At 75.8% G+C, this 12,187-nt stretch carries 11 protein-coding genes; 4 read left to right on the forward strand and 7 right to left on the reverse strand.

Annotated elements, in window-relative coordinates:
- Positions 1-10: 10 nt before the first annotated feature.
- Positions 11-481 (forward strand): aminoacyl-tRNA deacylase, encoded by a 471-nt coding sequence (locus HLB09_RS07010; protein ID WP_409372982.1) that lies wholly within the window; start codon positions 11-13, stop codon positions 479-481.
- On the opposite strand, the gene HLB09_RS07015 is transcribed toward HLB09_RS07010, so the two are convergent.
- Both HLB09_RS07015 and dnaE read right to left on the reverse strand, forming a co-directional pair.
- Positions 418-1,020, reverse strand: coding sequence for a hypothetical protein (locus HLB09_RS07015; RefSeq protein ID WP_171202680.1), 603 nt, complete (start codon positions 1,018-1,020; stop codon positions 418-420). The two genes, HLB09_RS07010 and HLB09_RS07015, sit on opposite strands and share 64 nt — an antisense overlap.
- A 22-nt stretch (positions 1,021-1,042) precedes the next feature.
- Positions 1,043-4,609: a DNA polymerase III subunit alpha gene (dnaE, locus tag HLB09_RS07020; protein WP_171202681.1), complete on the reverse strand. Its 3,567-nt coding sequence runs from the start codon at positions 4,607-4,609 to the stop codon at positions 1,043-1,045.
- Between the two features lie 297 nt (positions 4,610-4,906).
- Between dnaE and HLB09_RS07025 the strand changes: the two genes are divergently transcribed.
- Positions 4,907-6,574 (forward strand): SLC13 family permease, encoded by a 1,668-nt coding sequence (locus HLB09_RS07025; protein WP_171202682.1) that lies wholly within the window; start codon positions 4,907-4,909, stop codon positions 6,572-6,574.
- 43 nt (positions 6,575-6,617) lie between these two features.
- On the opposite strand, the gene HLB09_RS07030 is transcribed toward HLB09_RS07025, so the two are convergent.
- The 3 genes from HLB09_RS07030 to HLB09_RS19865 all read right to left on the reverse strand — a co-directional run bounded on the left by HLB09_RS07030 (position 6,618) and on the right by HLB09_RS19865 (position 8,603).
- Positions 6,618-7,523 carry an RluA family pseudouridine synthase gene (locus HLB09_RS07030; protein WP_171202686.1) on the reverse strand — a complete coding sequence of 302 codons (906 nt, stop codon included), beginning with the start codon at positions 7,521-7,523 and terminating at the stop codon, positions 6,618-6,620.
- Positions 7,524-7,533: 10 nt separating this feature from the next.
- Positions 7,534-8,142 (reverse strand): signal peptidase II, encoded by a 609-nt coding sequence (gene lspA / locus HLB09_RS07035; protein ID WP_322790058.1) that lies wholly within the window; start codon positions 8,140-8,142, stop codon positions 7,534-7,536.
- A 146-nt stretch (positions 8,143-8,288) separates the two neighbouring features.
- On the reverse strand, positions 8,289-8,603 hold the full coding sequence (locus tag HLB09_RS19865; RefSeq protein ID WP_171202678.1) for a hypothetical protein: 315 nt from the start codon (positions 8,601-8,603) through the stop codon (positions 8,289-8,291).
- An 88-nt stretch (positions 8,604-8,691) separates the two neighbouring features.
- Between HLB09_RS19865 and HLB09_RS19870 the strand changes: the two genes are divergently transcribed.
- Positions 8,692-9,150 (forward strand): GNAT family N-acetyltransferase, encoded by a 459-nt coding sequence (locus tag HLB09_RS19870; protein WP_212770690.1) that lies wholly within the window; start codon positions 8,692-8,694, stop codon positions 9,148-9,150.
- Positions 9,147-9,968 carry a hypothetical protein gene (locus HLB09_RS07050; RefSeq protein ID WP_171202683.1) on the forward strand — a complete coding sequence of 274 codons (822 nt, stop codon included), beginning with the start codon at positions 9,147-9,149 and terminating at the stop codon, positions 9,966-9,968. The genes HLB09_RS19870 and HLB09_RS07050 overlap by 4 nt, the downstream gene beginning before the upstream one ends.
- Positions 9,969-10,023: 55 nt before the next feature.
- Here the strand turns inward: HLB09_RS07050 and HLB09_RS07055 are convergent, their stop codons facing one another.
- Together HLB09_RS07055 and HLB09_RS07060 are read right to left on the reverse strand one after the other, a co-directional pair.
- Positions 10,024-11,190: a serine hydrolase gene (locus HLB09_RS07055; RefSeq protein WP_171202684.1), complete on the reverse strand. Its 1,167-nt coding sequence runs from the start codon at positions 11,188-11,190 to the stop codon at positions 10,024-10,026.
- Positions 11,191-11,235: 45 nt separating this feature from the next.
- Positions 11,236-12,187, reverse strand: a 952-nt coding sequence (locus HLB09_RS07060) for an App1 family protein (RefSeq protein ID WP_171202685.1), incomplete at its 5' end; no start/stop codon positions are given.

Here is a 12,187-nt window from a genome sequence, read left to right on the forward strand (position 1 = left end):
CGCCCCGCACGTGCTGCGGCCCTACGCGCACGACCCGCGCGCCGCCGCCGGCGAGGGCTACGGGCTCGAGGCCGCCAGCGCGCTCGGCGTCGAGCCGCGCCGGGTGCTCAAGACCCTCGTCGCCCTCGTGGACGAGCAGCCCCTGCTCGCCGTCGTCCCGGTGACGGGCCGCCTCGACCTGAGGGCCCTGGCGACCGCGCGGGGCGGCCGCCGGGCCGTCCTGGCCGAGCCGGCCGCGGCGGAGCGGCTCACCGGCGGCGTGGTGGGCGCCATCAGCCCCCTCGGCCTGCGCCGGCCGCTCCCGGTCGTCGTCGACGCGAGCGCCGCCGCGCACGACGCCGTCCTCGTCAGCGCCGGCCGCCGGGGGCTCGACGTCGAGCTCGCGCCGGCCGACCTCCTGCGCCTCTGCGGGGGCGCCTACGCCGAGGTCGCCCGGCCGTCGTCCCCCCGGCCCTCGTCCCCCCGGCCCTCGTCCCCCTGAGCGGCGTCCCCCCGGTCGGCGTCGGACGGCTCCTGCCGCGCCGGGGCGCGCAGCATCCCCGCGATGAGGACGACCGTCACGAGGAGCGCGGCCGCCGTCGGCGCCACCGCGAGCGCGACGGTCGCCTGCAGCTGCAGACCGGCGGGGGCGACCTGGACGCCCTCGGCGAGCCGGGAGGCGACGTCCTCGGGCAGCGCGGGACCGCGGCGCGGCCCGGCGACGAGACCGCCCAGGGCGCTGCCCAGCCACGACGTCGCGAGCGCGCCCGCGGCCGCCGCCACGAGGGCGACCACCGCGGCGGGCCCGGTGGGCCCGCGACGGGCGCGCAGGACGGCGGCGCCGGCGACGAGCCCCGCCACCGCGGTGACGAGGACGAAGACGCCGTCCTGCGCCGCCGCGAGCTCCGGCAGGCCGGGCGAGACGCGCTGCGTCCCGTCAGTGACGACCTGCGGCTGCGGTGCCAGGAGCCACCACGCCAGCGCGGACACCAGCACGAGCCCCGCCCAGACCGGCAGGACCCGTGCCAGCCCGCCCCTCACGGGCACGGCCCTCACGGGCGCCTCACGCGAGGCACGAGGGCCCGAGGAGCGCCTTGAGGTCCCCGTAGAGGGACGGCGACGGCGTCACCCCGAGCGCGGAGTCGAGGCGCATGAGGGTCGCCCGCTCCGGCGAGGTCCGCAGCCGCAGGTGCACCTCGGTGGGGCCCGCGTGCATGAGCAGCACGTCCTTGAGCCGCTCGACCCGCGGCGGCGTGCAGCGGCTCGTCGGCATCTCGATGACGAGCGGCCCGCCCGCCGCCTGGCTCGTGTCGGGGATCGACATCTCCGAGGCGTAGATCGTCGGGACGTCGTCGCGCCGGTTGACCCGGCCCCGCACGACGCAGACGAGGTCCTCGCGCAGCTCGTGCATGACCTCGGCGTACGTCTTGGGGAAGAAGAGCACCTCGACCGAGCCCTCGAGGTCCTCGACCGTGGCGATGGCCCACGCGCTGCCCTGCTTGGTCATCTTGCGGGTGACCGTCGTGACCATCCCCGCGATGGTGATGGTCGAGCCGTCCTGGCGCCCCTCGTCGGCGACGAAGGCGGAGATCGAGCAGTCCGCCGCGGAGGCGAGCACGTGCTCGAGGCCGAAGAGCGGGTGGTCGGAGACGTAGAGCCCGAGCATGGCCCGCTCGCTCGCGAGCAGCTCGCGCTTGTCCCACTCCCCGTCGCCGACGGGCGGCAGGGCCGCGAGCTGGACGGCGGACTCGTCCCCGAGCCCGCCGAAGAGCGAGTCCTGGCCGATGGCCTCGGCCCGCTTCTCCACGACGACGGCGTCGACGTAGACCTCGTGGACCGCGGCCAGGCCCCGGCGGGTGTGCCCGAGGGAGTCGAAGGCGCCGGCCTTGATGAGCGACTCGATGGTCCGCTTGTTGCACACCACGGCGGGGACCTTGCGGAGGAAGTCCTCGAAGGAGGTGAAGGCGCCCTTCTCCTCGCGCGCCGCGACGATCGCGTCGACGACGTTCTGCCCGACGTTGCGGATGGCGGCCAGCCCGAAGCGGATGTCCTGCCCGACGGCGGCGTACGTGCCGATCGAGGAGTTGACGTCGGGCGGCAGCACCGTGATGCGCATGCGCCGGCACTCGCCGAGGTAGAGCGCCGACTTGTCCTTGTCGTCGCGCACGCTCGTGAGCAGCGCCGCCATGTACTCGGCCGGGTGGTTGGCCTTGAGGTAGGCCGTCCAGTAGGAGACGACGCCGTACGCCGCCGAGTGCGCCTTGTTGAAGGCGTAGTCGGAGAACGGCAGGAGGATGTCCCACAGCGTCTTGACCGCGGCCTCGGAGTAACCGTTGGCCGCCATGCCGTCGCGGAAGCCGATGTACTCGGCGTCGAGCACCTCGCGCTTCTTCTTGCCCATGGCGCGGCGCAGCAGGTCGGCCTTGCCGAGCGAGTACCCGGCCAGCTTCTGCGCGATCGCCATGACCTGCTCCTGGTACACGATGAGCCCGTAGGTCTCGCCCAGGACGTCGGCCAGCGGCTCCGCCAGCTCGGGGTGGATCGGGGTGATCTCCTGCTGGCCGTTCTTGCGCAGCGCGTAGTTGGTGTGCGACCCCGCGCCCATCGGGCCGGGGCGGTACAGGGCGCCGACGGCGGAGATGTCGGCGAAGACGTCGGGCTTCATGAGCCGCAGCAGCGAGCGCATGGGTCCGCCGTCGAGCTGGAAGACGCCGAGGGTGTCGCCGCGCTGCAGCAGCTCGAAGGTCTTCGGGTCGTCGAGCGTGAGGACGTCGAGGTCGACGGGCTCGCCGCCGTTGGTGACGATGTTCTTCAGGGCGTCGTCGAGGACCGTGAGGTTGCGCAGCCCCAGGAAGTCCATCTTGATGAGGCCGAGGCCCTCGCAGGTCGGGTAGTCGAACTGCGTGATGATGGCGCCGTCCTGCTCGCGGCGCATGATCGGGATGATGTCGATGAGCGGCTCGCTCGACATGATGATCCCGGCCGCGTGCACGCCCCACTGGCGCTTGAGCCCCTCCAGGCCCCGCGCGGTGCCGACGACCTTCTGGGCGTCGGCGTCCTGGGCGTGGAGCTGGCGGAACTCCTCCGCCTCGGCGTACCGCTTGTGCTCGGGGTCGAAGATCCCCGACAGCGGGATGTCCTTGCCCATGACCGCGGGCGGCATGGCCTTGGTGAGCCGCTCGCCCATGGCGAAGGGGTAGCCCAGCACGCGCGAGGAGTCCTTGAGCGCCTGCTTGGCCTTGATCGTGCCGTAGGTGACGATCATCGCGACGCGGTCGTCGCCGTACTTCTCCGTGACGTAGCGGATGACCTCGCCGCGCCGGCGCTCGTCGAAGTCGACGTCGAAGTCGGGCATCGACACGCGCTCCGGGTTGAGGAAGCGCTCGAAGATGAGGCCGTGCTCGAGGGGGTCGAGGTCGGTGATGCGCATGGCGTAGGCGGCCATCGACCCGGCGCCGGAGCCGCGGCCCGGCCCGACGCGGATGCCGTTCTCCTTGGACCACGTGATGAAGTCGGCGACGACGAGGAAGTAGCCCGGGAAGCCCATCTGGGCGATGACCTGGCACTCGAAGTCGGCCTGCGCCTGGGACGCCTCGGGGATGCCGCCGGGGTAGCGGCGCTCGAGGCCCCGCTGCACCTCCTCGACGAACCACGACTCCTCCGTGTGACCCTCCGGCACGGGGAAGCGCGGCATGTACGTGCCGTTGCCCTCGGTGAAGGACACGTCGCAGCGCTCGGCGATGAGCAGCGTGTTGTCGCAGGCCTCGGGCAGCTCGCGCCACGTGCGCCGCATCTCCGCGGCGCTCTTGAGGTAGAAGTCGTCCGCGTCGAACTTGAAGCGGTGCGGGTCGGCCAGGGTCGAGCCCGACTGCACGCACAGCAGCGCCGCGTGCGCCGTCGCGTCCTCCGCGCGGGTGTAGTGGAGGTCGTTGGTGGCGACCATCGGCAGCTGCAGGTCCTCGGCCAGGCGCAGCAGGTCGTCCCGCGTGCGGCGCTCGATGTCGAGGCCGTGGTCCATGAGCTCGAGGTAGTAGTTCTCGGCGCCGAAGATGTCGCGGTAGTCGCTCGCCGCCTGCAGCGCCTCGCGGTACTGCCCGAGCCGCAGCCGGGTCTGCACCTCCGAGGACGGGCAGCCCGTGGTGGCGATGAGGCCCTTCGCGTACCGGCTGAGGATCTCCCGGTCCATGCGCGGCTTGAAGTAGTGACCCTCCATGGACGCCCGCGAGGCGAGCCGGAAGAGGTTGTGCATCCCCTCCGTGGTCTCGCTGAGCATCGTCATGTGCGTGAAGGCGCCGCCGCCGGAGACGTCGTCGCGGCTCGAGGTGCCCTGGGCGCCCCACTTCACCCGCGTGCGGTCGCCGCGGTGGGTGCCCGGCGCGACGTACGCCTCGAGGCCGATGATCGGCTTGACGCCGTGCTTCTGGCCCGCGCGCCAGAAGTCGTGGGCGCCGAAGACGAACCCGTGGTCGGTGGTGGCGATGGCCGGCATCCCGAGCCGCGCCGCCTCGGCCATGAGGTCGTCCACCCGCGCCGCGCCGTCGAGCATGGAGTACTCGGTGTGCACGTGGAGGTGGACGAACTGGTCCTCCCCCGACCTGCTGGCCTTCGACGTCGTCGCGGGCTGGGGCATCGTGCGGGCCTCCCGGGGGCGCCGCCGGGGCGGCGCGGTGGTGTCTGGGACCGTCCTCGCCTGGTGCTCCCGCACCCCCGTGGGGGGCGCGGCAGGAGGACCCGGCGAGTGTAGGTCGGGGCGCCGACAGCCCGGCGCAGGCGCCGCCGCGCCGCCGCCCCGCCGCCGGCGGGGCGGCGGCGACGTGGGCCACCGCACACGTGCCGCACGCACCGCCCGGGGCGCCGCTGTGGTTCGGTGGTCCGCGAGGCCGCGGACGCGCGAGGTGGCGCGGGCCTGCGACGCGAGGAGGCGCGCATGACGACGACGTCGAGCACCGGTGGCGGCCCGACCGGGGGGTCCCGGCCCGCCCGGGGCAGCGGCCGCTCCGCCGACAGGGCGAACGGCCCCGGGGACGACACCGAGGGTGGTCCCCACCGCTCCCCCGGACGCACCTGGGCGCTGCGCGGGCTGGGCGTCGTCCTCGCCCTCGTCGTCTACGCGCTCCTCGGCGGGGCCGAGGACCTCTCGCAGGAGGGCCGGTTCACCGCGGCGGTCGCCGTGCTCATGGCGACGTGGTGGATGACCGAGGCGCTGCCGCTGTCGGCCACTGCGCTCGTGCCGATCGTCGCGCTGCCCGTCCTCGGCGTCGTCGACGTCGCCGGCGCCACCGCGCCCTACGCCAACCCCATCGTCTTCCTGTTCCTCGGCGGATTCCTCATCGCCATCGCCATGCAGCGGTGGGACCTGCACCGGCGCATCGCGCTGAGGACGCTGCGCGCCGTCGGCACGAGCCCGCGGCGCATCGTGCTCGGGATGATGGTCTCGACGGCCTTCCTGTCGATGTGGGTGTCCAACACCGCCACGACGCTGATGATGCTGCCCATCGCCCTCAGCGTCCTCACCCTCGTCGTGGACCGGGTCGGCGCGGGCACGCGCGCGGAGCGCGCGGCCCAGCAGGACGCCGTCACCGACTCCACGACGACGATCGCCGACGCCGTCAGCGACCCCGCCGTGAAGAGCTTCGGCGTCGGCCTGCTGCTGTCCGTGGCGTGGGCGGCGTCCATCGGCGGCCTCGGGACGCTCCTCGGCAGCCCGCCCAACGCCATCGTGGCCGGGTACGTCGCCGACGAGCTCGGCGGCGAGGTCGGCTTCCTGCAGTGGATGCTCCTCGGCGTCCCGCTCGTCGTCGTCTTCGTCGCCGTCGCCTGGCTGCTCATCACGCGCGTGCTCTTCCGCTCCGACCTGCCCGAGATCCCCGGCGGGCGGCAGATGCTCGACGAGCAGCTCGCCGCGATGGGCCCGATGAGCCGCGGCGAGCGGATGGTCGCCCTCGTCTTCGCCTCCGCCGCCTTCCTCTGGGTCGTCCCCGGCCTGCTCGCGGAGCTCCCCGGCCTCGGCGACGCGGCCCCCTGGCTCGGCGGGCTGGACGACACGGCCATCGCCATCGCGGCCGGCCTCGCGCTCTTCCTCATCCCCGCCGAGCGCGGCGGGCGCATGGTGCTCGTGTGGGAGGACGCCCAGAAGGGCCTCCCCTGGGGCGTGCTGCTGCTCTTCGGCGGCGGCCTCAGCCTCGCCGGCGCGGTGGCCGCCAGCGGCCTCGACGTGTGGATCGGCGAGCAGGTGGCGCCCCTCGGCGCCCTCCCGCTCATCCTGCTCGTCGCCGCGGTCGTGCTCCTCGTCCTGCTGCTCACCGAGGTCACGAGCAACACGGCCACGGCCGCGACCTTCATCCCCGTCCTCGGCGGGGTGGCGCTCGGGCTCGGCGTCGACTCGCTCACGCTGCTCATCCCCGCGGCCCTGGCCGCGACGTGCGCCTTCATGCTCCCCGTGGGCACCCCGCCCAACGCCATCGTCTTCGCGACGGGCAAGGTGACGATCGGCGAGATGGTCCGCGGCGGCGTCGTCCTCAACGTCGTCGGCGTGGTGCTCATCACCCTCGCCGCCTACGCCCTCGGCGGGCTCGCCTTCGGCATGTCCTTCTGACGCCGTCGGCGCGGGGCTCCCGAGCGGGAGCCCCGCGCCGTGGTCAGCCCCGCAGCCGCTCCAGCGCCGTCGCCAGGTCGTCGGGGTAGGTGCTCTCCACGACGAGGGGCAGCCCTGTGCCGGGGTGGGTGAAGCCGAGGCGCAGGGCGTGCAGCCACTGGCGCCGCAGACCGAGGCGGTCGGCCAGGCGCGGGTCGGCCCCGTAGGCCAGGTCGCCGACGCAGGGGTGGCGCAGCGCCGAGACGTGCACGCGGATCTGGTGCGTGCGCCCCGTCTCCAGGCGCACCTCGAGCAGGGACGCCGCCCGGTGCGCCTCGAGGGTCGTGTAGTGGGTCACGCTGTCGCGCCCGCCCTCGACGACCGCGAAGCGGTGGTCGGCGGTGGGGTGGCGCCCGATGGGGGCGTCGATCGTGCCCGCCGACGGGTCGGGGTGGCCTTGGACGAGAGCGTGGTAGGTCTTCTCGACCGTCCGCTCCCGGAAGGCCTGTTTGAGCGCCGAGTACGCGCGCTCGCTCTTCGCGACGACCATGAGCCCCGACGTGCCGACGTCGAGGCGGTGGACCACGCCCTGGCGCTCCGCCGCGCCCGACGTGGCGATGCGGTAGCCGGCGCCGGCCAGGCCCCCGACGACGGTGGGTCCCGTCCAGCCGGGGCTCGGGTGCGCCGCCACGCCGACGGGCTTGTCCACGACGACGAGGTCGTCGTCGTCGTGGACGACGCGCATGCCCGGCACCGGCTCGGCCACGACCGTCGGCGGTGCCGGCGGGTCGGGGAGCTCCACCTCGAGCCAGCCGCCCTCGGGGAGGCGCTCGGCCTTGACGACGTCGCGCCCGTCCACCCGCACGCCGCCCGAGGCGACGACCTCGGCCGCGCGGGACCGCGAGAGGCCCAGCAGGCGCGCGAGGGCGGCGTCGACCCGCTGCCCCGCCAGCCCGTCGGGGACGGGCATCGACCGGATCTCACCCACGGCGGTCCTCCTCGGAGAGGTCCCCGGACGGCTGCCCGGACGACTCCGACGGCTGCTCGGAGGACGGCCGGACGTCGGCGGCCGCGTCCGCGCGCTCACGTCGACCCTGCTCACGTCGACCGGGCTCACGTCGACCGGGCTCCCGTCGACCGTCGACCCCCACGCCGCGGAAGCTGAGGACGACGACGAGGACGGCGGCCACGACGATGGCCGAGTCGGCGAGGTTGAAGACCGGCCAGCGCGGCAGGCGGAGGAAGTCGACGACGTGCCCCGTGCCGAAGCCGGGCTCGCGCAGCAGCCGGTCGGTGAGGTTGCCGAGCGCACCGCCGAGCAGCAGCCCGAGGGCGTACGCCCAGGCCCGCGAGCCCAGGCGGCGCGCCATGAGGGCCACCGCCACGACGACGCCCACGGCGACGAGGGTCAGCACCCAGGTGAGCCCCGTGGCGAGCGAGAACGCCGCGCCGGGGTTGTACAGCAGGTACAGGTCGAGCACGCCCGGGACGAGCTCGACCGGCTCGCCCTCGGTGAGGCGCGAGACGGCCAGAGCCTTCGTCAGCTGGTCCAGGCCCCACACGAGCGCGACGACGGAGACCAGCAGCACGAGCAGACGGCGCCGCCGCGCGGGCGGGACGGCGGGCTCGTCCGGCCCCGTGGGCGGGGCGTCGCCCGGCCCCTCGAGCGGGGCGCCGCCCTCCGGGCGCCCGGGGCGCTCGTCGTCGGCGGCGGACGGACCGGGGGTGCCAGCGGTCAGCTGGAGCTCCCCGTCGACGCGGTGCCGTCCGAGCCCGGGACGACGGCCGCCGTGCCGTCGAGGTCGCGCAGCTGGCCCTCGAGGTAGGCGCGCAGGCGGCTGCGGTACTCGCGCTCGAAGCCGCGCAGCTCGTCGATCTTGCGCTCCAGCAGGGTGCGCTCGCGCTCGAGGGCGCCGAGCTCGCTCGTGCGCTGCTCCTCGAGCTGCTCGAGGGTCGTGCGGCGCTGCTCCTGCGCCTCGGTGACGAGGCGCTCGGCCTCGGCCGACGCGTCGCCGACGAGGCGGTCGCGCTGCTCCTCGCCCGCGCGCACGTGCTCGTCGTGCAGCCGCTGGGCGAGGGCGAGGACGCCCGCGGCGCTGCCCGCGGCCCCCGGGGCGGCGGCGGAGGTGCTGGCCCGGGTGCACGCCGCGGACGGGTACCCGTCGCGGTGGCCGGCGGACCCGGAGGGGTGGCTGCGGCCCGACGGCGCGCGCGGCGCCTGGGTGGCCGTCGAGGGCCCGGCCCTCCTCGGTCACGCCCTCCTCGTCGACCGGGCGCCCGGTCGCGGGCTGCCGACCGACGCCGCCCTCGAGGTCGTCCGGCTCTTCGTCGACCCGGCGGCGCGTGGCCGCGGGCTCGCGGCGGCGCTGCTCGCCGCGGCCGTCGGGCGGGCGGAGGGGCTGGGCCTCGACGTCGACCTCCAGGTGGTCGCGGCCAGCCCGGCCGTGGGCGCCTACGAGCGCCTGGGCTGGCGGGCCGTCCGCCGGCACCTCGCGTCGTGGACCGAGGCCGACGGGACGCGGCCCGAGGTCGTGCGGATGGCGCCCCCGGTCGCCGCCGCCCCCTCCGGCGCCGCGCGGGTCGGGGGTGCGGCGTGACGGTCGTCGCCCTCCTCGTCGCCGTCGTGGCGATGCTCGTCAACACGGCCGCGACGCTCCTCGAGGCGGCGGGCAGCCGTCGGGCCACCTCCGACCGCCCGCTGTGGCGCCAGCCCGCCTACCTCGTCGGCCTCGCCCTCGACGCGCTCGGGTGGGTGCTCGCCGTCGTCGCGCTGCGGTACCTGCCCGTCATCACCGTCCAGTCCGTGCTGACCTCGTCGGTCGCCCTGACGGCCCTCGCCGCCCACCGCTTCCGGGTGCGCCGCATGCCGCGCTCGCAGGTGGTCGGGGTCGCCGGCGTCGTCCTCGCGCTCGTCCTCGTGGCGGGGGCCACGACCGGGCAGCGGTCCGAGGCGACGCTCCCGTCCGCCGCGGCCCCGGTCCTCCTCGTCGTCGCCCTCGCGCTGGCGGCGGCGGGCCTGCCGCTCGCCCGGGCGGGGCGGCCGCTCGTCCTCGCGGCCGCCGCGGGGACGGCGTACGGGGGCGCGGCGCTGGGCGTGCGGGCGCTGCACCTGTCGCCCGACGTCCGCGTCGACGCCGACCTGCTGGGTCGCCCGCTCGTGTGGGCCGTGGTCGTCTTCGGCGTCACCGGCGTCCTGCTCGTCGCGGCGGCCCTGCGCCACGGCCAGCCGGGCCCCGTCGTCGGCGTCGTGTCGGTCACCGAGGTCGTGCTGCCGGGCTCGGCGGGGCTCGTGCTGCTCGGCGACGCGGTGCGGCCGGGGTGGACGCCGGTGCTCGTCGTCGGCGTCCTGGCGGTGGCGGCCTCGGTCGCGCTGCTGTCGCGCTCGGGGTCCCGCGTCCCGTCCCGCGCGGTCTGACCCGCGCGGTCCGACCCCTCGGGGAGCACCGCCGGGCCGGGCGGGGACCCGCCGGTCAGCGGCGCGCGCGCCGCCGCCGGCGCAGGAGCACCCGCGCCCGCAGGGCCACCACGGCCAGGGCGAGGGCGGCGAGGACGCCCAGCAGCGCGGCGCCGACGGCGGGCAGCGCCGACCCGCTCTCCTCCACGGGCTCCTCGAGGGCGGTGCGGACGGCGTCCCCGACGGCGCGGTCCTCCACGGCGGTGGTCACCGGGGGAGCCGGCGGGGCGGCGGCCACCTGCGCCGCGACCTCCTCCGCGACGTCGGCGAGGTAGGGGTCGGCGGCGGCCGTCGGCGAGCGGCCGTCCTCGGTCTCGCTGAGGACGACGAGCACGGTCTCGCGCCCCTCCTCGAGCAGGTAGGCGCCGTCGTGGCTCACCTCGGAGGTGTCGCCCGTCTTGCTCGCGAGCGGCACGCCCTCGAGCACGGGCGCGAACTTCGTGTCGAGCTGCTGGTCGCGCATCCACCCCAGGAGCAGGTCGCGCGAGGCGGCGCTGAGCACCTCCCCCTCGTGCACCGCGCGCAGGAGCTCGACCGTGCTCGCGGTGTCGAGGTCGTTGCTCTCGCCGGCCGGCCCGTCCGAGAAGAAGAGCCGGCCCATGTGCGTGGGCTCGAGGTCGAGGTCGGCCACGAGGCGGTCGACGGCGTCCAGACCCACGGTCTCGGCGAGGACGTTGCTCGCCGTGTTGTCGCTCACGGTGATGGAGAGCTCGGCGAGCTCGGCCACCGTCGCGGAGTAGGGGGAGGAGTAGCCGGCGATGACGCCCGTCCCCGGGACGTCGTCGCGGTTCGTCACCTCGACGACCTGGTCCAGCGCGAGGTCGCCCTCGTCGACGGCCCGCAGCGCCGCCACGACGAGGGCCACCTTGATGAGGCTGGCGGAGGAGAACGGCTCCGTCGACCCGACGACGACGGGGCCGTCGGTGAGGGTCGCGCCGCCGAGCGACTGCACGCCGACCGACAGCCGCACGTCGTCCTGGGCCGCCTCGTCGACGATCGCCTGCAGCGGCGCGACGTCGAGGCGTCCGACGCCGACCGGCGTCGTCGGCGAGGGGGTGGCGCCCTCCTCGGCCGCGGTCGTGGCCGCCGACGAGCTGCTCGCCGCCGCCGGCGCGACCTCGGTCAGATCCACGGCGGCGACCGTCACGAGGGCGGTCAGCAGGGCGGTCAGCGGGGGGCGCACCCGTCGACTATCCCCCGGGACCGGGGCGCGCGGGACGGCCGGTGCTCAGTCGGTCGAGGAGGGCCGTGGGCGCCCGAGGTGCGGCCGGAGGGCCTCGAGCAGGGCCCGCCCGTCCGGCGCGGAGACGACGGGGACGTCGCCCTCGGCGTCGACGACCGGCCGGCTGCCCGGCGCGACCTGCCGGACCGCCACCGCCTCCACCGCGTCCGGGTGCCGCCGGGCGAGGTCGCGGTAGATCTCCGGGTCGTGCTCGCCGTCGTCCCCGACGAGGACCCAGCGGACGTGCGGCAGCTCGCGCACGAGCCGGTCCAGGGTGTCGCGCTTGTGCTGCCGGCCGTCGCGGAACCACCGCTCGGGGGTGACGCCCCAGTCCGTCATGAGCACGGGCCCGGCGGGGAAGCGGTGGCGCCGCAGGAAGCGGACGACCGGCCCGTTGAGGTTCCAGGCGCCGTTCGACAGGTAGACGACAGGGGCGTGCGGCTCGTCCCGGACGAGCGCGCGCAGCAGCCCCGCGACACCGGGCACGGGGTGGCGCTGGGCGCTGGAGCGGGCGACCGTGCGCCAGAAGGCGACGAGCGGGCGCGACAGACCGGTGATCCAGACGGTGTCGTCGACGTCGCAGACGACGCCGCGGACGGGTCCGGCGGGGGCCGTGTGGACGACGCCGCGGACGTCGGGGCGCCCCGGGACCCCGGCGGCGCGGAGCCGGACGTCCGTCGGCCCCGGCGGCAGCGCGACGTCGACCACCGCGTCGAGGAGGCCGGAGCCGTCGCTGACCGCCGTCACCGACGTGCCGGGCAGGTGCACCTCGACCGCCTGCTCGGGCAGCTCGAGGGTGAGGAAGCGCCGCCACCCCGGCAGGCCGCGCCGGCGGGAGGGCTCGACGCCCGGCGGCGCCAGGAGCACCCGGCCGAGGACCCGGGCGCCCCCGGGGCCGGCGTAGCCGGGGTAGGAGAGCAGGGCGGGCGTCCAGCCGAGGCGCCGCGCGCCCGCGGAG

The organism is Pseudokineococcus marinus (assembly GCF_013004605.1).
In the GTDB taxonomy this organism is placed as follows: Bacteria; Actinomycetota; Actinomycetes; order Actinomycetales; family Quadrisphaeraceae; genus Pseudokineococcus; species Pseudokineococcus marinus.